11 protein-coding genes are annotated in these 21,617 nt (G+C 70.7%); all 11 read left to right on the top strand.

The window, feature by feature from the left end; all coding sequences use genetic code 11:
* The first annotated feature begins 14 nt into the window (after positions 1-14).
* Genes FND50_RS29260 through FND50_RS37200 form a run of 11 tightly spaced genes read left to right on the top strand, consistent with a single transcriptional unit; the run spans position 15 to position 21,599 of the window.
* Positions 15-314: an acyl carrier protein gene (locus tag FND50_RS29260; RefSeq protein ID WP_037230727.1), complete on the top strand. Its 300-nt coding sequence runs from the start codon at positions 15-17 to the stop codon at positions 312-314.
* Positions 311-1,408: an acyl-CoA dehydrogenase family protein gene (locus FND50_RS29255; RefSeq protein WP_144287998.1), complete on the top strand. Its 1,098-nt coding sequence runs from the start codon at positions 311-313 to the stop codon at positions 1,406-1,408. The genes FND50_RS29260 and FND50_RS29255 overlap by 4 nt, the downstream gene beginning before the upstream one ends.
* Positions 1,405-2,415, top strand: coding sequence for a 3-oxoacyl-ACP synthase (locus FND50_RS29250; RefSeq protein WP_144287997.1), 1,011 nt, complete (start codon positions 1,405-1,407; stop codon positions 2,413-2,415). Before FND50_RS29255 ends, FND50_RS29250 begins: the two co-directional genes overlap by 4 nt.
* Positions 2,412-3,464, top strand: a complete 1,053-nt coding sequence (locus tag FND50_RS29245) for an HAD family hydrolase (protein WP_144289190.1) — start codon at positions 2,412-2,414, stop codon at positions 3,462-3,464. Before FND50_RS29250 ends, FND50_RS29245 begins: the two co-directional genes overlap by 4 nt.
* Entirely contained in the window at positions 3,461-5,032 is a 1,572-nt protein-coding gene (locus FND50_RS29240) for an amino acid adenylation domain-containing protein (protein WP_144287996.1), read from the top strand. The genes FND50_RS29245 and FND50_RS29240 overlap by 4 nt, the downstream gene beginning before the upstream one ends.
* Entirely contained in the window at positions 5,019-14,165 is a 9,147-nt protein-coding gene (locus FND50_RS29235) for a non-ribosomal peptide synthetase (RefSeq protein ID WP_144287995.1), read from the top strand. Before FND50_RS29240 ends, FND50_RS29235 begins: the two co-directional genes overlap by 14 nt.
* A 20-nt stretch (positions 14,166-14,185) precedes the next feature.
* Positions 14,186-18,616: a condensation domain-containing protein gene (locus tag FND50_RS29230; protein ID WP_144287994.1), complete on the top strand. Its 4,431-nt coding sequence runs from the start codon at positions 14,186-14,188 to the stop codon at positions 18,614-18,616.
* A complete protein-coding gene (locus FND50_RS29225) occupies positions 18,613-19,473 on the top strand; it encodes a 3-hydroxyacyl-CoA dehydrogenase family protein (protein ID WP_144287993.1) in 861 nt (286 codons plus the stop codon). The genes FND50_RS29230 and FND50_RS29225 overlap by 4 nt, the downstream gene beginning before the upstream one ends.
* Positions 19,460-21,136: an AMP-binding protein gene (locus FND50_RS37210; RefSeq protein WP_260850755.1), complete on the top strand. Its 1,677-nt coding sequence runs from the start codon at positions 19,460-19,462 to the stop codon at positions 21,134-21,136. The genes FND50_RS29225 and FND50_RS37210 overlap by 14 nt, the downstream gene beginning before the upstream one ends.
* Entirely contained in the window at positions 21,136-21,390 is a 255-nt protein-coding gene (locus FND50_RS37205) for an AMP-binding protein (protein WP_260851067.1), read from the top strand. Before FND50_RS37210 ends, FND50_RS37205 begins: the two co-directional genes overlap by 1 nt.
* 11 nt (positions 21,391-21,401) lie before the next feature.
* On the top strand, positions 21,402-21,599 hold the full coding sequence (locus tag FND50_RS37200) for a hypothetical protein (RefSeq protein ID WP_260850754.1): 198 nt from the start codon (positions 21,402-21,404) through the stop codon (positions 21,597-21,599).
* Positions 21,600-21,617: the final 18 nt, after the last annotated feature.

Below are 21,617 nucleotides of genomic sequence, written 5' to 3'. Positions count from 1 at the left end.
GGAATCCCAGGCGCATGGACACAGCAAATGCCCCTGTGCCCGGGTCCCATGACGAGCTGGTCGAGCAGTTACGGAAGTACCTGAGCTCGATCACGTCGACGGAACTCGGTCCCGACGACGACTACTTCACCCTGGGATTGGTGAGTTCGTTGCGGGCCCTGGAGATCGTCACGTACATCGAGGGCTCCCACGACGTCGTGGTCGAGGTGGAGGATCTCGATCTCGACAACTTCCGTACCGCAACGCGGGTGGCGGGCTTCATTCGGAGAAAGCGGGGCGAGCAGCTTCGTGCGACGGACGGGGCGTCGCCGTGATCGGAATCGACACACTTGTCACCTCCGCCGAGACGGACGCCGCCACCTGGGACGAGACCGGACTGCCGGTCGACGTCATCGAGGCCGCCGCGCGGGCGGGAGTCCTCGGGCTGGATCGGACGACGGACTGCCGGGGACTCGGCCTGAACGCGGCCGAACTCGGCTCGGTCGCAGAAAGACTCGGGGCGGTCTGCACGTCGTTGCGCTCGCTGCTGACCGTGCAGGGGATGGTGAACGCCGCCCTCGATCGGTGGGGCACCGCCGAACAGCGGGCACAGTGGGTGCCGGCCCTGGCGACCGGCGAACTCCTCGCCGGATTCGCCGCCACCGAATCCGGCGCCGGCAGCGACCTCTCCTCTGTGACTACCAGTTTCGAGGCGCACGGCTCCGATCACCGGATCTCCGGACGGAAACTGTGGGTCACGTTCGGCGAGGTCGCGGACGTACTGCTCGTCCTCGGCCGGTCGCCGGCCGGGCTGACGACCGCGCTGGTCGAAACGGACGCACCCGGAGTGTCCGTCGAACCGATCCACGGGCAGCTGGGCATGCGCGGCGCCCGGATCGCGCACATCGCGTTGGACGGCGTCGTCGTCCCCGCCGACCACCTGATCGCACCGCCGGGATTCGGGCTGTCCCACGTCGTCGGCACCGCCCTGGACCACGGCCGGTACACCATCGCCTGGGGGTGCGCCGGGATGGCGCGCGGGTGTCTCGCCGACGCCGCCGCGCACGCGTCCACCCGCGTGCAGGGCAGCGCCGTGCTGTCCGAGCACGACTCGGTCCGCGCGATCGTCGGTCGCAGCTGGGTCGATGCCGCCGGGGCTCGCGCGCTGTGTGAACGGGCCGCCGAACAACGCGACGCCCACGAGCCCAGCGCGCTCTTCACGACGATCGCCGCGAAATACGCCGCTGCCCGGGTCGCCGCGTCGGTGAGCCAGCAGGCGGTCCAGGTGCTCGGGGCCGCGGGATGCGCCCCCGGCAGCAGGGTGGGGCGCTTCTTCCGCGACGCCAAGGTCATGCAGATCATCGAGGGCGCGACGGAGGTCGCCGAACTCCAGATCGGTGACTACGTGCTCGGGGGAGGTGCGCCATGACCGCTGACCGACCGGTCACGATCGACTCGGTCGCGCTCTGGTTCCCGGACGACGAGGTGACCGTGGCCGGCCTGCCCGAGCTCGACGAACTGCCGATCGCTCAGCGCGAGCACGCATTGTCACTGGGCATCGACACGGTGCGGATCGGAATCGGGCTCTCCGAGGTGGATCTGGCGCACGCCGCGGCCGACGAGGCGCTCCGGAAGGCGGGCCTCGACGCCACCGAACTCGACGCGCTGCTGCTCGTCCAGGGCCGGGTTCCGCAGTACCTGCTCGCGTCCGAGGCGACCAGGCTGCAGCACCTGCTCGGTGCGACCCAGGCATTCACCACCGGTGTGGGTGACCTCGGGTGCGTGTCCGTCTCGGCGGCGTTCGCGCTCGCGTCGGCGTTGCTCCGCGGCGACCCCCGTTGCCAGAACGTCCTCGTCGTCGCGGCGGCGAAGACACCTACCCGGTCGCGGTACCGGTCGCCGATGACGCTCCTGGGTGACGGCGCCGCCGCGGTCCTGCTGACGACGTCGGGGACCGGCCGGTACGAACTCGTCGACCAGATGATCCGCAGCGACGGAAAATACGCCGACCTGTTCCACATCGACTACCGCGACGTCCGCGAAGCCGACTGGGTCGAGGAATGCGCCGACGAACCCACATACTCGTTCCGTCTCGCGGTCGAGAGCCGGAAGCGGTTCACGGAGATCAACGCGGACCTGCTGGCCCGGAACGGGCTGCAGCAGGACGCGATCGGCGTGTTCCTCATGCAGAACCTGTCGCTCGGTGCGTTCACGTTCTGGCAGGAGGCACTCGACGTCGCCATCGATCCCGTCTGCCGCGACAACCTGGCCCGGTTCGGCCACCTCGGATCCGTCGACGTCGCGGCGAACCTCGAGCACGCTGCGTCCGCACAGGCGCCCGGCGACTACTGCGTGATCATGAACAGCAGCCCGGTCGCGGCGTGGAGCAGCGCGCTGCTCCGACGCCTGCCGGATCGACCCGGGCACGGGAAGTGATCGCGATGGAGCAGACGGTGAAGTGCGTGGTCTGGGATCTCGACGACACCATCTGGGACGGCGTCGTCCTCGAACAGGACGCCCCCGTGCCGAAAGCGGACGCCCTTCGCGCCCTGGACGTGCTCGACCGCCGCGGCATCCTGCACGCCGTGGCGAGCCGCGGCGAATACGAACCCGCCGCCGCGCACCTGCGCATGCACGGCATCGAGGAACTGTTCTGCGCCGTCGACGTCGGCTGGGGCCCGAAGTCGGAGGCCGTGCGCCGCATCGCGGAGACACTGAATCTGGGTCTGGACACCATCGCGTTCGTCGACAACGATCCCGTCGAACGGGCCGAGGTGTCCGAGGCGCTTCCCCCGGTGCGTTGCTATCCGGCCGAGCAGATCGCGTCGTTCCCCGACCTTCCCGAGTTGACGCCGCCCGCCGTCACCGAGGAGGCGAGGCAGCGGAGGTCGCTGTACCACGCCGAACGGATCCGTCAGGTGAGCGAACAGGAATTTCACGGGTCCAACTCCGAGTTCCTGGCCTCGCTCGAACTGGTCATGACGGTCCGCCGGGCGACCGAGGACGACCTCGAACGCGCCCACGAACTGACCGTGCGGTCTCATCAACTCAACACGACGGGCCGGACTTTCGGCATCGACGAACTGCGCCTGCTGTGCGCCTCGGACGACCACGAGGTGCTCGTCGCGTCGCTCGGCGACCGATTCGGCGGGTACGGCACGATCGGTCTCGCGGTCTCGGAGATCCGCGGCGACGATTCCGTCCTGCAACTGCTGCTGATGTCGTGCCGGGTGATGTCCCGCGGGGTCGGGACCGCGCTGATCCGGCACGTCGTCGAGCGGGCACGCGCCCACGGCAGGCGGGCGCTCGCCGAGTTCGTGCCGACGGACGTCAACCGGGTGATGCTGGTGACCCTGCGATTCGCGGGCTTCGACGTGGTCGACCCGAACCCTGATCGGATGCTGCTGCTGTGCAGTGACGTTCGCAGTGCCGGCGCACCGAACGCCGATCACGTCGCGGTCCTCTCGGGAGACGTGGCGCCATGACGGACGTGGTCGCGAACGGTGGGGTGATGTCCGGGATCCTCCGCCAGTGCGCGCGGGTTCCCGACCGGATCGCGATCGTGGTGGGCGACCGGACGCTGACGTATCGCGAACTCGATTCGGCGAGCGAGGCACTGGCGCGGCAACTCGCGGCCCTGGGCGTGCGGCCGGGCCGGGTGGTGCTGATCCACCAGCGGCAGAGCGTCGAGACGGTGGTGGGGATGATCGCCGCGCTGCGGCTGGGTGCGGCGTGGTGCGTCATCGAGCCCGGCCATCCGGTGGGTCAGCTCCGCGCGCTCCTCGGCGACGTCGACTGCGGTGCCATCGTCTTCGGGTCCGCGGATCCGAAGACGTCGCCGGAGTCGGTCCGGGAACTCGCCCGGAGTGCGGGCGGACGTGTTCCCGCACTGCACGACCGGGACGCCGACCACCCGCCCGTCGCCGAACGCGCCGATCTTCCCGAGGACGTGCCCGCGGGCACCGCCGCCTACGTGATCACCACGTCCGGGTCGACCGGCGTCCCCAAGGCCGTCGTCGCGAGCCGCGCCAACCTCGCGAGCATGGTCGACGGTCGCAATTACGACTTCGACGACGGCGACCTCGTCACGTTCTCCGCGTTCCGCCTCACGTGGGACGGCTCCCTGCTGAAAACCCTGTGGGCGTTGTGCACCGGCGGCACCAGTGTGCTCCCGGACGCCCGCGAACTGATGGACGCCGAGGCCGTCGCCGCGCTCGCCCGCACGTGGCAGACCACCCACCTGGTCGCGACCCCCTCCTTCTACCGGCTGCTGCTGCCGCATCTCACCCCGCTGCGCGAACGTCTCCGGTTGGTGACGCTTGCGGGAGAAGCCCTTCCGGGCACGCTCGTCGAACAGCATCGAGCGGTGCTGCCCGGGGTCCCGCTGAGCAACGAGTACGGTCCGACCGAGACGACCGTCAGCTGCCTGGCTCATCCGGTGCGCGACGTGCCCGCCTCGATCGCGCCGATCGGCAGACCACTCGGGGCGAGCACGGCGTACGTCCTCGACGCGAAACTGGTCGAGGTGCCGTACGGAACGGTCGGGGACCTGTACATCGGCGGTCCGCAGATCTCCGAGGGGTACGCGTCCCGCCCGGCCGCCACCGCGGCCCGCTTCGTCGCCGACCCCTTCGCGGCGCGGCCGGGTGCCCGGATGTATCACACGGGTGACCTCGCGCGCGTCGATCCGCACGGCGACATCGAATTCCGCGGCCGGTTCGACGGACAGGTGAAAGTGCGCGGCGCCCGGGTCGAGAGACACGCGGTGGAGGCCGTCCTGGAGAGTCACCCCGCGATACACCAGGCCGTGGTTCTCGCGACCGCCGACGAACACGGGGAGACGGTATTGACCGCGTTCTGGGTGCCCGCGGCCGCGGCGACCGTACTGCCCACACCGCGCGACCTGATCGCGCACTGCGCCGAGCGGCTCGTCGCGCAGGCGGTGCCCGACCGCTTCCTCGCGCTCGGTGCCCTTCCGCTCGCACCGAGCAGCAAGGTGGACGAGGCGGCGTTGCGCCGGCTGCTGCCCAGCGGAGGTGGTGGCGTTGCGTGAGCACCATACCGAGGCCGCAGGCCGCGCGGACGCACCGTTCCCGCTGTCGTCGGCCCAATACGAGGCGTGGCTGGCCCAGCAACTGGCCCCCGACGTGCCGTTGTGCATCGCCCAGTACGTCGAGGTACACGGCGACCTGGACGTCGACCTGCTGCGCGAGGCCACCGTCGCGACCGCCGACGAATTCGGGTCGCCCTTTCTCCGGTTGATCGACAGGGGCGGTCAGCCGTTCCAACTGGTCGATCCGTCGGCGGACCGGTCGATCGGCCTGATGGACTTCCGCGGGGACGCCGAACCGGTGGAGGCCGCCCGTCGATGGATCCGCGCCGACTGCGAGACCCCACTGGATCCGACTCGCGACCGCCTCGTCGAATCGTCGATTCTTCGCGTCGGTGAGACGCACTACTTGTGGTACAGCAAGATTCACCACGTCGCCCTGGACGGTTACGGTGCGATGACGATGCTCAACCGCATCGCGTCCCGGTACACCGCGGAGGTGCTCGACCGGGAACTGCCACCCAACGAGGCCGTGGACCCCCGGCATCTGTACGAGGCCGATCAGCAGTACCGGTCGTCGAGCCGCTTCGCCGCGGACCGGCAGTTCTGGGCCGAACGGGTCGGCGGCCTCGGACCCGGGTCGACCCTGGCCCGGCGGACCGGGCCCGCGGTTGCCACGAGCACCGACGTCACCGCGCCCCTGCCGGACTCGGCGGAGCGTGCGCTCGGCGACGCCGGGGCCCACGGGACCGCGAAGATCATCGCCGCGTTCGCCTGCTACCTGTCGAGGACGACGGGACGCCGGGACGTGCTCGTGAAGATCCCGGTGTCGGCGCGCACCACCGCGACCCTGCGACGGTCCGGCGGAATGGTGGCGGGCGTCGTGCCGCTTCCCGTGCAGATCCGCCCCGAGGACACGGTGGGGCAGCTGGTGGAGCGGGTGCAACTCGACCTGATGGGGGCGCTGCGACACCAGCGTTTCGGGCTCGGCGACATCCGGCGCGACGCGGGCGCCGGTGCCACGGAGTCACTGTCGGGTCCGATGGTCAACGTGATGCTCTTCCACCAGGAACTCGCTCTGGGGCCGCTCGTCGGGGAGTATCACATCGTCACGTCCGGGCCGGTCGAGGACCTGCTCGTCAACGTGTACCGGAGCGGCACACCGGTAAGGACCTTCGTCCACTTCCTGGCCAACCCCAACCGGTACGACGCCGACGAGGTCGGCGCGCATCACCGGCAATTCCTGGAACTGCTGGGCGACTTCGTCACGGCCGCCGCGAACGCCGCGCTCACCAACGTCCACGAGGAGACGGCCCGGCTCGACTTCTGGACGCGCACATTGGCTGACGCGCCCCCGGTGCTGGATCTGCCCACCGACCGTCCGCGGCCCGCGCGGCCGTCCCACCGCAGCGCCGCCGTCGACGTCGCACTCGACCCGGATCTGCGGCGCAGCCTGGAAGCGTTCGCCGCCGAACACCGCACGGTCGCCGCCACCGTGATCCATGCGGTGCTGGCGCTGGTGCTGGCACGGTCGGCTCGGACCGACGACGTCGTCCTCGGCGCGGGGACGGACACCGACCCGGTGGTGTTGCGGACCCATGTGTGCGGTTCGGACCGCTTCGGCGAGTACGTCGGCACGGTGCGGGACGCCGCCGCGGAGGCGTTCGCGCACCGCGGTGTGCCCGCGCGGCGAATTCTGGACATCCTCGACCCGCCGCGGTCCACGTCCCACGCATCGCTCTTCCAGGTACTGCTCGAATTCACGGACCAGGCAGGGGAACTCGGCGACCTCGACCTGCGCGTGACAGTGTCGGACACGACGGCCCGATTCACCTACGCGACAGACCTGTTCGACGCCGCCACCGTGGAGGGAATCGCTCGGCGGTTCGTGCGGACCGCCGAGGCCGCCGCCGCGGATCCGTCTGTCGTCATCGGCGACCTCGACCTGGTTGAACAGGCCGAACGCGCTGTGCAGCAGGACTGGTCGATCCGTCCAGGGGATGCCGCCGACGAGACGACACTCGGTGAGTTGTTCGCAGCCCGGGCGTCGCGGAGCCCCGACGCCACCGCCGTAGTGTCGGGTAGCGAGCGCACGAGTTACGGCGACCTCGATGCCCGGTCGAACCGCCTTGCACGGCACCTGCTCTCCCTGGGTGTGGGCCCGGAGGCGTCGGTCGCGGTGGCGATGCCGCGATCGGCGGCGCTCGTCGTCGCACTCGTGGCGATCGTCAAGGCCGGGGCCGCCTATCTCCCCATCGACGCGGACCATCCCGGGGAGCGCTCGTCGCGCGTCCTCGACGACGCCCACCCGGTGTGCATTCTGGCCACCCGGGACACCGCGGTCGCACTGCCGGCGTCGGACATTCCTGTCCTGCTCCTCGATTCGACGGACACGGATCTGGGCGGCAGCTCCGCGGACCCGCTGACCGGCGCCGACCGGGCACCGGTCGATCCGGACTCGTTGGCCTACGTCGTCTACACGTCGGGATCGACGGGACGGCCGAAGGGCGTCGCGGTGTCGCACCGCAACGTGGTCTCGCTCTTCACGAGCACCCGGGACCTGTTCCGGTTCGCGGACACCGACGTGTGGACGATGTTCCACTCCCCGGCATTCGACTTCTCGGTCTGGGAGCTGTGGGGCGCGCTGCTGCACGGCGGGACCCTGGTCGTCGTCGACTTCGACACCACCCGGTCGCCCGCCGCGTTCCTCGCGCTGCTGCGCCGCGAGCGGGTGACGGTGCTGAGTCAGACGCCGACGGCGTTCTCGCAGCTGATCGAGGCCACCGACGCGGAGGCCTGCGCGGGCCCGCCGCTGCTGCGCTACGTCGTGCTCGGCGGCGAGGCGCTCGACTTCGGGCAACTCGAACGCTGGTACTCCCGCCACGACGAGGACGCGCCCGTGCTGGTGAACATGTACGGCATCACCGAGACGACGGTGCACGTCACGCACCTCCCGCTCGGTCGCGGGCTCGCCGCCGCCGCGTGGACGAGCAAGGTAGGGCGGCCGATTCCCGGGTTTCGGGTGTCGGTGCTGGACGCGCGGCTGCATCCGGTGCCGGTCGGTGTGGCCGGCGAACTGTACGTGGCGGGACCGCAGGTCGCGCGCGGCTACCTGGGCCGCGCCGGGCTCACGGCGTCCCGCTTCGTCGCGGATGCGTCGGGCGCCCGGATGTACCGGACCGGGGACATCGTCCGGTGGCGACGTGACGGGAGTCTCGACTACCTCGGACGCGACGATCTCCAGGTCGAGATCCGCGGATTCCGGGTGGAACTCGGCGAAGTGGAATGGGTGCTCGGCCGGTGCGACGGGGTCGCGCAGGCAGTGGTGACCCTGCACGACGACCCGGTGAGGGGCCCCGCTCCGGCGGCGTACGTGGTGCCCGAGGCGGGTGCGATCGTCGACACGGAGGCCGTGCTGGAATTCGCCGGAACCGCGTTGCCGTCGTACATGGTCCCGGCCTCGGTGACGGTCCTCGAGCGGCTCCCGCTCACCGTCAACGGGAAACTGGACCGGGCGGCACTTCCGGCGCCCGTCACGGCTTCCCGCGCCGAATTCGTGGCACCGGGGACTCCCGCCGAGGAGTCGCTCACCGTCATCTTCGCCGCGCTGCTCGGCGTGCCCGCGGTCGGGGTCGACGACGACTTCTTCGCGCTCGGCGGCAACTCGCTGATCGCGGCGAAGGTCGTGGCGCGGATTCACGGTGTGCTCGGTGCGGGCGTGGGTGTGCGCGACGTCTTCGAGGCGCGGACGGTGCGGTCGCTGGCGGCTCGGGTGAGCCGAGCGGCATCGGCGGACCGGCCGCCGCTGGTGGCGACGGACCGGTCCGCGGCGGCCCCGGTGTCCCTGGCGCAGACGCGGATGTGGTTCCTCGACCAGTTCGACACGACGTCGCCCGCCTACAACATCGCGGCGGCGTTCCGATTGCGCGGCCACCTCGACGTCGCGGCGCTGCACACGGCGCTGACGGACGTCGTGGACCGGCACGAGGCGTTGCGGACGATCTTCCCGATGCGGGGCGACATGCCCGTGCAGTCGGTGATCCCGGCGGCGGAGGCGGTGCCCGGTCTCCGCGCGGTCACGGTGTCGGGGGAGAGCGACCTCCGGGGCCGGCTCGCGGCGGCCCTGTCCGCGGGCTTCGAGGTGACCGCGCAGGTTCCGTTGCGGGCGCACCTGTTCGAGGTCGGTCCGCGCGATCACGCCCTCGCCCTGGTGGTCCATCACATCGCTGCGGACGCGCTGTCGCTGGGCCCGCTGGCCCGGGACATCACGTCCGCGTACACCGCCCGGGCGCGGGGACATGCGCCGGCCTGGGTGCCGCTTCCGGTGCAGTACGCCGACTACAGCATCTGGCAGCGGGCACTGCTCGGATCGGAGGACGATCCCGGCTCCCTGATGTCCCGCCAGCTCGGGTACTGGCGTTCCGCGCTCGCCGACGCGCCGGTCGTGACGGACCTGCCGATGGATCGCGCACGTCCCGAACACCGGTCGCTCGCCGGCGCGCGGGAGTCGTTCGACATCGGGGACCGCCTGCACCGGACGGTGGTCGCCCTTGCGCGCGAACACGATGCGACCGTGTTCATGGTGACGCACGCGGCATTCGCGGTCCTGGTGTCCCGCTTGGGAAGCGCCACCGACGTGGTGATCGGATCCGCGGTGGCGGGACGCGGTGAGGCCGTCCTCGACGACGTGGTGGGGATGTTCGTCAACACTCTGGCACTGCGCACCCCCGTCCACGGCGCCGACTCGTTCACCGCGCTGCTCGCCGCCGTGCGGGACCGCGACCTGGAGGCGTTCGCGCACGCGGAGGTGCCGTTCGAGCGGGTGGTCGAGGCGCTCGCTCTCCCGCGCACCACGGCCCACGCGCCGTTGTTCCAGGTGCTGTTCGAATTCCAGGACGTCGTGCGGCCCACCCCGAGCCTGCCGGAACTGGAGGTGGAGGAGATCGACCTCGGCGTCTCCGTCTCCACCTTCGACCTGCAGCTGACCCTGGCCGAACGATTCGCAGAGGACGGGTCGCCGGCCGGGATCAGCGCGGGATTCACCTATGCCACCGATATCTTCGACGCCGCGACCGTCCGCAAGTTCGCCGAACGATACGTGCGGTTCCTCGACGCGGTGGTCGCCGATCCGGACATTCCGCTGGCCCGATTCGATCTGCTGTCCCCCGGCGAACGCGAGGCACTCGTCCCGGTGCGCGGGCGGCCCACCGGCACGACCCGGTTGCTGCCGGAGATCCTCTCCGCCGCGGCCGCCCGGGACCCGCACGCCGTGGCGCTGTCGTACGGCAACGCGGTGATGTCGTATCGCGAACTCGACGACTGGTCGAACCGCCTGGCCTGGGTGCTGATCCGCCGCGGAATCGGACCGGAGGATCACGTGGCGATCGGGCTCGTCCGATCCGTGGAACTGGTGGTGTCGGTGTGGGCGGTGGCGAAGTCGGGTGCGTCGTTCGTCCCGGTGGATCCGAGTCTGCCGCCGGGGAGGATCGCCGACATCCTCGCCGACTGCGGGGCGGTGGCGGGACTCACGGTCGCCGAACAGCGTGATCGGATGCCGGACGGCGTGGAGTGGCTGCTCCTCGATTATCCGGGTCCGACGCGGCGTTGGGAGTCCCGTCCGATCACCGACGACGACCGGGTCGTGCCGCTGAGACCGGGCCATCCGGCGTATCTGATGTACACGTCCGGATCGACGGGGGCACCGAAGGGCGTCGTGATCCCCCATGCCGGGTTGCAGAACTTCACGATCGATCAGCGCACCCGGTACGCGACGACGAATGCCTCGCGCGTCCTGAATCTCGCGTCGCCCGGGTTCGACGCGACGATGCTCGAATACCTCGCGGCGTTCGGCGCCGGTGCGCGACTGGTCATCGCGGCGCCGCACGTCTACGGCGGCGCCGCACTGACGGAACTGCTGGCGGCGGAGAGGATCACGCACGCGTTCGCCACCCCCGCGGTCCTGGCCACGATCGACCCGCGTGGTCTGCGCCTGCTCCGCACGCTTGTCGTCGGCGGCGAACGCTGCCCGCCGGAGTTGCTGGCCCGCTGGGCGTCCGGGCGCACCCTGCTCGTCGGCTACGGTCCGACCGAGACGACGGTGATGTCGAACATCGGCGACCCGATGACACCCGGCGACCCCGTGCGGATCGGCCACCCGATGCGCGGTGTCCGCGAACTCGTCCTCGACGAGTGGTTGCGTCCCGTGCCGGTCGGTGTGGTGGGTGAGCTGTACGTGCTGGGAGACGGTCTGGCGCGCGGCTACCACCGGCGGGCGGGGGTGAGCGCCGCCTCGTTCGTGGCGAACCCGTTCGACCACCCGGGATCACGCATGTACCGCACCGGCGACCTGTTGCGCTGGACGAAGGACGGTCGGCTGGAATATCTGGGCCGCAACGATTTCCAGGTCAAATTGCGCGGCCAGCGGGTCGAGCCGGGGGAGGTGGAGGCGGCGCTCACCCGTTGCCCCGGCGTCGCGCAGGCGGTGGTCGTGGTCCGCCACACACCCGCTGCCGAGGCGGTCCTCGCCGGATACGTCACGGCGGAGGACGGCGCGGACCTCGACACGAGCGAGGTGATGCAGTTCGCCGGGCCCGTCCTCGCGCCGTTCATGGTGCCTGCCTCGGTGACGATCCTCGATCGACTGCCGCTGGGCGCCAACGGCAAGGTCGACCGGCACGCGCTGCCGGAGCCCGAATTCGCGCCCCGCATCTTCCGGGCGCCCGGCACCCCCTTCGAATCCACGGTGGCCGACGTGTTCGCCGAGGTACTCGGGACCGGCGTCGTCGGAGCCGATGACGACTTCTTCGCGTCCGGAGGCAACTCGCTGACCGCGACGCAGGTGGTCGCGCGGATCAACTCCGCGCTCGGCACGGACGTCGGTGTTCGGGACGTGTTCGAGACCCCGACCGTTCGGGCGCTCGCGGCACGGATCGCGCGCGAGACCGCGGGCGGCGAAGCTCGGCCTGCGATCGCGGGGCCCCGGCGCCCCGACGCGGTGCCGCTGTCCTGGGCGCAGCACCGGATGTGGCTCCTCAATCAGTTCGACCCGTCCTCGCCCGCGTACAACGTCGCGATGATCGTCCGGCTGTCGGGTGACCTCGACGTCGACGCGCTGACCGCCGCCCTCGCCGACGTGGTGGACCGGCACGAATCGCTCCGCACCCGGTACCCGTACGGCGATTCGGGACCCACCCAGGTGATCGTCGGTGCGGGCCACGTCGCGCAGCTCACCGTGTCGACGTCCGACGATCCGGTACGCGAACAGATCTCGGAACTCGTGTCGGCGGGTTTCGACGTCGCCACCGAAGTCCCGATGCGGGCCAGGCTGTTCGAACTCGGCGACCGGGAGCACGTCCTCGTCGTCGTGGTGCACCACATCGCTGCCGACGGGTTCTCGATGGTTCCGCTCGCCCGCGACGTGATGACGGCGTACACCGCGCGGTCCGAGGGCTGCGCGCCGGGGTGGGAGCCGCTGCCGGTGCAGTACCCCGACTACACAGTGTGGCAGCGGGAACTCCTCGGCTCGGAGGACGACGCGGACTCCCTGCTGTCGCGGCAACTGGACTACTGGCGATCCGCTCTCGCCGACGCGCCGGCGGTGACCGCGTTGCCCACGGACCGTGACCGCCCGCGGTGGCGATCGGCCACCGGCGACCGGGTGACGTTCGGGATCGGCGCCGACCTGCACCGGGGCGCAGTGGCATTGGCGCGGACCCGACGGTGCACCGTGTTCATGGTCGTGCACGCGGCCCTCGCCGTGTTGCTGGCCCGCTCGGGCGGCACCGACGACGTGGTGATCGGGTCGCCGGTCGCCGGCCGCGGCGAGGCCGTCCTCGACGACGTGGTGGGAATGTTCGTCAACACGCTGGTGCTGCGGACCGACGTGTCGGGGACTTTCGACGATCTGCTCGCCCGGGTGCGCGAGACCGACCTCGCGGCCTACGCCCACGCGGACGTGCCGTTCGAACGGGTGGTGGAGGCGCTGAACCCGCCTCGGTCCCAGTCGCATTCACCGCTGTTCCAGGTGTTGCTCGAGTTCCGGAACACCGAACATCCCGATCTCGCCCTCCCGCACCTGGAGGCCGAAGTTCTCGAACCCGACGTCGAGGTGTCGCTCTTCGACCTGCAGCTGACGGTGCGCGAGCGGTACGACGAGTCCGGAACACCGGAAGGAATGGCGGCGGGATTCACCTACGCCACCGACCTCTTCGATGCGGCGACCGTGCAGGCCCTGGCCGATCGGTTCACCAGGATCCTCGCCGCGTTCGTCGCGGATCCGACAGTCGCCGTCGGAGACGTCGATGTGCTGGCCCCGGACGAGCGCACCCGGATTCGCGAATGGAGTGCGGCGGCCGAGACCGTCGTGCTCGATCCCTGGCTGCAGCTCACCCCCGAAGGCGTGACCGGTGCGGTGTACGTGGCCGATACGCGGGAGCACCACACCTCGGCGCGGGCGGCGGCCGCGACGTTCGTGGCGAATCCGTTCGGCGTCCCGGGCTCCCGGATGGTCCGGACTGGCGCCCTCGCACGGTGGAACCGGTCCGGACGACTGCTGAGCGTGGGCGCCACCGGGTCTCCGTCGCGGTCGGTCACGGACGTCGTGGCGAGTCACCCGGCGGTCCGCGAAGCGGTGGTCCTCACGACCGCGACCGGTGTCACCGCCTTCTGGGTGCCGGCAGCCGCGGCGGCCGTGCTACCGATGGCGGACGACCTGCGCGAGTTCAGCGCCGGGCGGCTCGACGCCCGATCGGTTCCCACGCGGTTCGTCGCACTCGGTGCGGTCCCGCGGACGGCGGACGGCGAGGTGGACGAGAACGCGCTGCGCGCACTCGTCTCCGAGGCAGCGCCTGCGCCCGGCGAGTCGCGGCAACGCTGGACGACGCTGCAACGGTCGGTCGCCGAGCATTGGACGGCGGTGCTGGGGCACGACGACTTCGGTCCCGAAGACGGGTTCTTCGACGTCGGCGGCAACTCGCATCGCGTCGTGGAACTGCAGCGTCGTCTCGACGAACGCTGGCCCGGGGCTCTGCGGGTGGGCCAGCTGTTCGACCTCGTCACCGTGGCGGCGCAGGCCGAGGCGATTTCGCAGTCCACCGACACGAGCGAGGCGTCCGCGCCCGCCACCTACGAGTTCTGACCAGCAGGGAGGAGGCAACCGTGACTGTGCGACATCCCACACCGGGCGACGACGACATCGCCGTGGTCGGCATCGCCGCGCGCTACCCCGAGGCCGCGAACCTGGCGGCGTTCCGCGCCAATCTTGCGGCGGGCCGGGATTCGGTGCGCCCGCTGTCGCGGTCACGGACGAAGGCGACCGGGCTGGGACCTCCCTCCCGCTACCACGCGATGGGTTTCGTCGAGGACATCTCCACGTTCGACTACGCCTTCTTCACCCTGTCGAAACGGGAAGCGTCGCTGATCGACCCGCAGCAGCGGCTCGCACTGGTCCTCGCGTATCAGGCGGTCGAGGACGCCGGATACTCGGTGGCGGAGTTCCGTGACAGCGCGACGGCGGTGGTGTTCAGCGCCGCCACCTCGACGTATCCGGCGATGTGGGCGGAACCGGGTGTGCTGAGCACACTGGGCAACGTTCCGTTCGCCGTGCCGGCCCGGATCGCGTACCAGCTCGGCCTCACCGGCCCCTGCTACGCCGTCGATTCGGGTTGCAACGGGTCGCTGATCGCGGTGCACCACGCCTGCCGGGAGCTGCGGTCGGGTGACGCCGACTTCGCCCTGGCAGGCGGAGTCAGTCTGCGGGTGAACGGTCTCCGCGCCGACATGGCGGAGGGATCCGCGGAACTGATGTCACCCGGCGGGCGTTGCCGCGCGTTCGACGCGAACGCGGACGGCACCGCGGTCGGGGAGGGTGGGGCGGCGCTTCTCCTCACCACGATGGCCCGCGCCCGCGCCGACCGCGTGCCGGTCCACGCCGTGATCCGTGGCACCGCAACGGTGTCCAGCGGTCATTCGTCCGCGACGATCAGCTCCCCGAGCGCCCGGGCGCAGGTGGCCGTCATCTCCCGGGCCTGGCAGAAGGCGGGTCTCACCCCGGACGCTGCCGGGTACCTCGAGGCCCACGGATCGGGAACTCTGCTGGGCGACGCGGTCGAACTCGAAGGGATCACGTCCGCGTTCCGGGGCCGTGCCGGCGTCCTGCCGATCGGTTCGGTGAAGACCAACATCGGTCACCTCGACCACGCCGCCGGGGTGTCCGGCCTCGTGAAGGCGATCCTGGCCGTCGAGCACGGCGAGTTGTACCCGTCGCTGCACTTCGAACGACCCACCGGTGGAGTCGACCTCGCGGGCAACGGGATCGAGGTGGTCACCGAGGCCCGGACGTGGAGCGACGAGACCGGACCCCGGCGGGCGGGGGTGAGTTCGTTCAGCCTCGGCGGCATCAACGCGCACTGCGTGGTGGAACAACCGCCCGCGCGTGCCACCGGATCGCGCGGCGGCACCACGAGTCGACTGGTCGGGGTGTCGGCGAAGAGCGTGGGCGCCCTCGCCACGCTGTGTACCGAACTGGCGACGGCCGTGCGCGGGCACGACCTCGACGATGTGGTCTTCACCCTCAATCGCGGCCGCCCGCACCACGACCACCGGGTGGCGGTGCACGCACGCAGCATCGCCGAACTCGCGCAGTCGCTCGCTGCCCGCGCCGCCGAACTCGACGCCCGCGGCGAGGACTCCGCACCGCCCACCCGGCAACGCCCCGCCGTGGCGTTGCTGCTGTCGCCCGACCGGATGCCGCCCGCACTGCGCGGCCGCACCCTGCCGTCGGAGCTTCCGGCCACCGGCGACGAGGCGGACCTCCTCGCCGGCCAGATCGCCGTCCACCGGGAACTCCGGGCCGCGGGAGTCACCGTCGACGCCGTCCTCAGCGGCGGCGTGTCCCGGTACGCGGCCCGGTATCTGCGGGACACACTGTCGGCGGTGGAGGCTGCCGACATCGCCGCCGCGGCCGCGGACCCCTCGATCGACACCGACCGGCTCGTCGCCGTCGCGAAGGGAATGCTCGCGGACGGACCCGTCGTCTTCGTGGAGCCGAGCCCGGAGGGACGCCTCGGCGCACTGCTCGCCGACGCTCTCCGCGACACGGCGGACGCCGACATGCTCCGCGCGACGGACACATCCGACGCGATCACACACCTCCTCGCCGGGCTGTACGAGCGCGGAGTCGACCTCGACTGGGCGGCCATCGACCGCGGTGAGAACTCCGCCTGGCGAGTGCGACTACCCGGCCACCCGATGCGCGGTTCGCGGTGCTGGTTCGACCTCCCAGGCCAACCCGACTGGGACGACGCACCGGACAATCCGTCGGCGGAACCGAGCCCCCGATCGGCGACGGCCGCGCCGGAAGACAGCCTCGACTGGTTGCAGACGACACTGCGCGAGTTGCTCCACAGCGAGAGGGACGTCGGCGCCGACGACGACTATTTCGACCTCGGTGGGAACTCGCTCATCGGCATGCAACTCGTCGACCGGGTGTCGGACCGATACGGGGTCCGGCCCAAACTCATCGACCTCTACGAGCGGCCGAAGGTCGCAGATTTCGCCGCACTCCTCGCGGTCGGCACGTCCGCGTCCGGTGGGCTGCCCCCGATCATGCCGCGGGGGCGGCACGTGATGTCGTTCGGTCAGGTACGCATGTGGTTCCATCACCAACTCGACGCCGCGACGACCGTCTACAACCTGCCGATGGTCAGCGAATTGCACGGGCCGATCGACGAATCCGCCGTCCGGGGAATGTGGGACGATCTCGCCGCACGGCATCGGGTGCTGTTGTCCAACTACGTCGAGGTCGACGGGGAGCCGGAACTGCGGATCCGCGAAACCCTCGGCGACTTCTTCCGCACCGCCGACGTGTCGGGCGAACCGGATCCGGTGGCCGCGGCCCGGGCCCTCGTGCACGACGCCGCGGTGGCACCGTTCGACCTGGCCACCGACCCGCTCGTGCGGGCACTGCTCATCAGGATCGGTCCCGACGAGCACGTCCTGCAGGTCACCACCCACCATTCCGTCAACGACGGGGGGTCGCCGAGGATCTTCGAGCAGGAACTGCCCGCCCTGTACGCGGCACGCCGCGCCGGCCGCCGCGCCGACCTCACACCGCTCCCCATCGAGTACTGGGACTACGCCCTGTGGCAGCGGGAACTCATCGCGAGTGCCGCGCTCGACTCCGAACTCGAATACTGGAGAACCGTTCTGAAGGACGTACCGCTGCTCCGGCTGCCCACCGACTTCCCGCGTCCGGAGCGGAAGAACTTCACCGGCGCGTTCCACACGTTCACCGTCTCCGAGGACCTGACCCGGAGCCTGCGGGCCGTGGCGCGGAGGGAGTCCGTGTCGCTGTTCGTGGTGCTGCTCTCCACGTTCTACCTCCTCATGGCGAGCCGCAGCCGCCAGCGCGACCTCGTGGTCGGGACACCGACGACCGGACGTAACCGGCCGGAACTGTCCGGCATGATCGGGTACTTCAACAGCACGGTGGCGCTGCGCGCCGACCTGTCCGGGGACCCGAACATCGCGGAGCTGTGCGCACGCGTGCGTGATGTCGTGCTCGGCGCCCTCGAGCATCAGGAGATCCCGTTCGACCGCGTCGTCACCGCACTCACCGGCGACCGGGACCTGAGCCGGACACCACTGTTCGACGTCTGCCACGTCCACCAGGAGCTGCCGGCGCTGCAGTCGCAGCAAGGACTGACCGAGACGCTGTTCGACCAGGAGGATCCCACGGCCATCGCGTTCGGCGGGGTGCCGTCCGGCACGGCCAAGTTCGATCTCACCCTCGTCACCACGGAGCGAGGCGGCGAGGACGGCATGGCGGCCGGGCTCGAGTTCAGCACGGAACTGTTCACCGAGCAGACCGCCGCCGCGCTGTGCGCCGAGTACGTCCGCATCCTCGAAGGTGTCGCGGAGTCTCCCCGCACACAGCCTGTTTCCGTGTTCCTGACCGACGCGGCCCCAGCGCCGGTGTCGCGACTGGTGGCGCCGCCCCTGGTCCCGGCGGATCGGCCCCGGCAGCCCTCGACCGGCGCGGAACCGCCGAGCTACTCGACCGCACGGGTGACGGCGACGCTCGACGGCCGGCCGGGCCACCCGGAACTGCTCGCCGCCTGGCTCACCCTCCTCGCCTGGTACACGGCGCAGGACGAGGTGGCCGTCGGCGCCGCCCCGGGACCGGGGGCATCGCCTCGGCTCGTGGTCGTGGACCTGTCGGGAGATCCGACCTACCCGGAGCTGGTGGAGACCGTACGCCGGGAGTTGTCCTCGGATCCTCGCGCGGCCGCCACGGCGGCGCAGCACTTCCCGGTGCGCTGCGACGGGGAGCGCGACGACAGTGCCGAACGGGCAGACCTGTCGCCCGTCGAACTCGGGCTGTCGTGGACGCGCGGTCCGACCGCGCTCACCCTCGAACTGGACTACGCCACCGACCTCTTCGACCGGAGCACGGCTACCGCGATGCTCACCGACCTCCGGCGGCTGCTGGCCGGACTCGTGGCCCATCCCGACCTGCCCACTCAGGAGGTGGCGATGGAGTACGTGCATCAGGACGACACCGGCCTTTCGACGGAGGCGGCGCGATGAGTGAAGGCAGTGCGATGAGCGTCGGTGTGGTGGGGGCGGGGACCATGGGCGCCGGGGTGGCCGAATGTCTCGCGCAGGCCGGCCACGACGTGATCGTCGTCGACCCCGACCCGCAGGCCGTCGAACAGGCCCGGTCTCGGATGCGCGACTCGCTGCGGCTCGCGATACTCCTCGGCCGGGCCGGTGGTCCGAAACCCGCCGAGGTCACCGCGCGGGTGCACTGGACCGGGCAGATGAGCGACCTGCGCGACGCCACCGTCGTCATCGAATGCGTCCCCGAGCGAATCGACCTCAAGGAGAAGGTCTTCGCCGAACTGGACCGGGTCTGCGCACCCGACGCGCTCCTCGCGTCGTGCACCTCCGGCATCCCCGTCGACAGACTCGCGGCGAGTACCACGAGACCGGAACAGGTTGTCGGACTGCACTTCATGAACCCCGCCCCACTCAAGGACACCGTCGAGGTGGTGCGGGGGCCGCGGACGTCGCCGCAGTCGCTGGACCGTGCGCTGGCGCTCCTCGCCACACTGGACAGGACCGGCATCGTCGTCGGCGACGGACCCGGATTCCTGCTGAACCGTGTCCTCATGCTGTGTATCGCGGAGGCGGCGACCGCGCTCGACGACGGTATCGCCGACGCGGACACCACCGATGCGCTGTTCGAAGGCTGCCTCGGCCACCCGATGGGCCCACTGCGGACCGCCGACCTGATCGGCCTGGACAACGTCCACGACACGATGACCGCGCTCCGCGAGTTGACCGGCGACGACCACTACAGCCCGCCCGAGTCGCTCGTCGCCCTGGTCGAGGCCGGTCATCTCGGGCGTAAGACCGGGCGAGGATTCCATGAGTACCGGTGAGGTGCTGTCCCTCACCTACGACCAGCTCGCGGTGCTCCGCGCCGGTGTTCCCGACGCGTCCTTCGGCCAGTATCTCGAACTCGACGGCCCGCTCGACGAAGACCGGTTCTGCCGGGTGCTGCAGCAGACACTGGCCGAATGCACCGGACTGCACTGCACTTTCGTGCTCGACGGCCCGGAACCCGGGCAGGTCACCGGCGCCCCGGCGACCGGTCCGGACGTCCTCGACGCCGCCGCGTCCGACGACCCCGGCCGACTCGTGACGATGTGGATCGACCACGAGCTGAACCGCCCGATGGACCCCGCCACCGGACCGCTGTACGTGCACGTCCTGTTCCGGCTGCCGCACGGCCGATACGGGTGGTTCCAGCGCTACCACCGATTGGTGAACGACGAACCGGGCATGACGGCGATCGTCCACCGCACCGCCGAGGCCTACGAGTCGGGGGAATCCGTTCCCACCCCGCCGCCGGATTCCCGGCCGTTCGTGTCGCCCTCCGTCCCGCTGACCTCCGATGCGCGGTACCGCGAGAGCGACTCGTGGGCGGACGACCGCCGCTACTGGGAGCACCTGCTCGCCGGAGCGCCGCGACACGAGACCCCGCCCGGTCCGGGCTCCGAGGAGGAGGACCTCGGCCCGTTCACCGTTCCCGCCGACGGCGCGCTCGTGCGGCTCGCACGCCGCAGCGGCGGCGGGACCGCCGCCGTCCTGCTCGCCGCGCTGGCGGTGTACTGGCACAGCCGCACCGCCGTCGACGACGTGGTGGTCGGGCACCGGTCGCACGGGTCCACCACACCCGTGAGGCTCTCCCTCACACCGCAACTCACATTCGATGCGCTGACACGGCACGTGGGACTGCAACTCCGGAGATCCCGGAGACACCGGTTCCTCGCTTCCGCAGATGGTCCGGTGGACTCGTGGCCTGTGGCAGGCGGAATGCGCGAACCGCTCGGCGTCGAGCGCATCGGTGCGGGTGCCGTCACCGTCGTGAAGCGGTGGGACTCCGACGGTAACGGGGTGTTCGTCGACGTCGACGACCGGGACGGTTCCTGGACCGTCGACGTGCACGGCCCCGGCGACGCGCAGCGTCTCTCCCGCATTCTCGAAACCGCGGTCGGGGCACCGGATAGGCCGTTGGCTCGTGTGGGTGTGTTGGGTGTGGTGGAGCGGGGGTTGTTGGTGCCGGTGCGGGGTAGGGCTGGTGTGGGGGTGCGGTTGTTGCCGGAGATTTTGGCGGGGGGTGTGGGGTTGGGTGGGGGTGGTGTGGCGGTGTCGTGTGGGGGTGTGGAGTTGTCGTATGGGGAGTTGGATGAGTGGTCGAATCGGTGGGCGCGGGTGTTGATCGGGCGGGGTGTGGGTCCGGGTGTGGTGGTGGGGGTGGGGGTGTCGCGGTCGGTGGAGTTGGTGGTGGCGGTGTGGGCGGTGGTGAAGTCGGGGGCGGCGTTTGTGCCGGTGGATCCGGGGTTGCCGGAGGTGCGGGTGCGGGAGTTGTTGGTGGATTCGGGTGCGGTGGTGGGGTTGTCGGTGTCGGGGGTGGTGTTGCCGTCGGTGGTGGAGTGGTTGCGGGTTGATGATCCGGGTGTGGTGGTGGGGGTGTCGGGGGTGGGGGTGTCGGATGGGGATCGGGTGCGGGGTTGGTGGTGGGGGATGCGGCGTATGTGATGTATACGTCGGGGTCGTCGGGGCGTCCGAAGGGGGTGGTGGTGACGCATGGGGGGTTGGCGAATTTGGTTGAGGAGGTGCGGGTTCGGTTTGGTTTGTGGTCGGGGTGTCGGGTGTCGCATGTGGCGTCGCCGAGTTTTGATGCGTCGGTGTACGAGTGGTTGATGGCGTTTTCGGTGGGGGCGCGGTTGGTGGTGGCGCCGCCGGGGGTGTTCGGGGTGCGGCGTTGGGGAGTGGTTGGCGGTGGAGGGTGACGCATTGTTTTGTGACGCCGTCGGTGTTGGCGACGGTGGAGTCGGGGTCGTTGGGGTCGGTGCGGGTGTTGGTGGTGGCGGGGGAGGTGTTGGGGCCGGAGTTGGTGGCGCGGTGGGCGCCGGGGCGGGAGTTGTTCGATGCGTATGGGCCGACGGAGGTGACGGTGCAGGCGACGGTCAGTGGTGCGTTGGTGGCGGGGGTGTGGTGACGGTGGGGGTCCGGCGGT

Source organism: Rhodococcus sp. WB9, from assembly GCF_007558985.1.
In the GTDB taxonomy this organism is placed as follows: Bacteria; Actinomycetota; Actinomycetes; order Mycobacteriales; family Mycobacteriaceae; genus Rhodococcus_F; species Rhodococcus_F opacus.
Note: the sequence above shows the minus strand (reverse complement) of the source record. Positions and strands in the feature narration are given on the sequence as shown.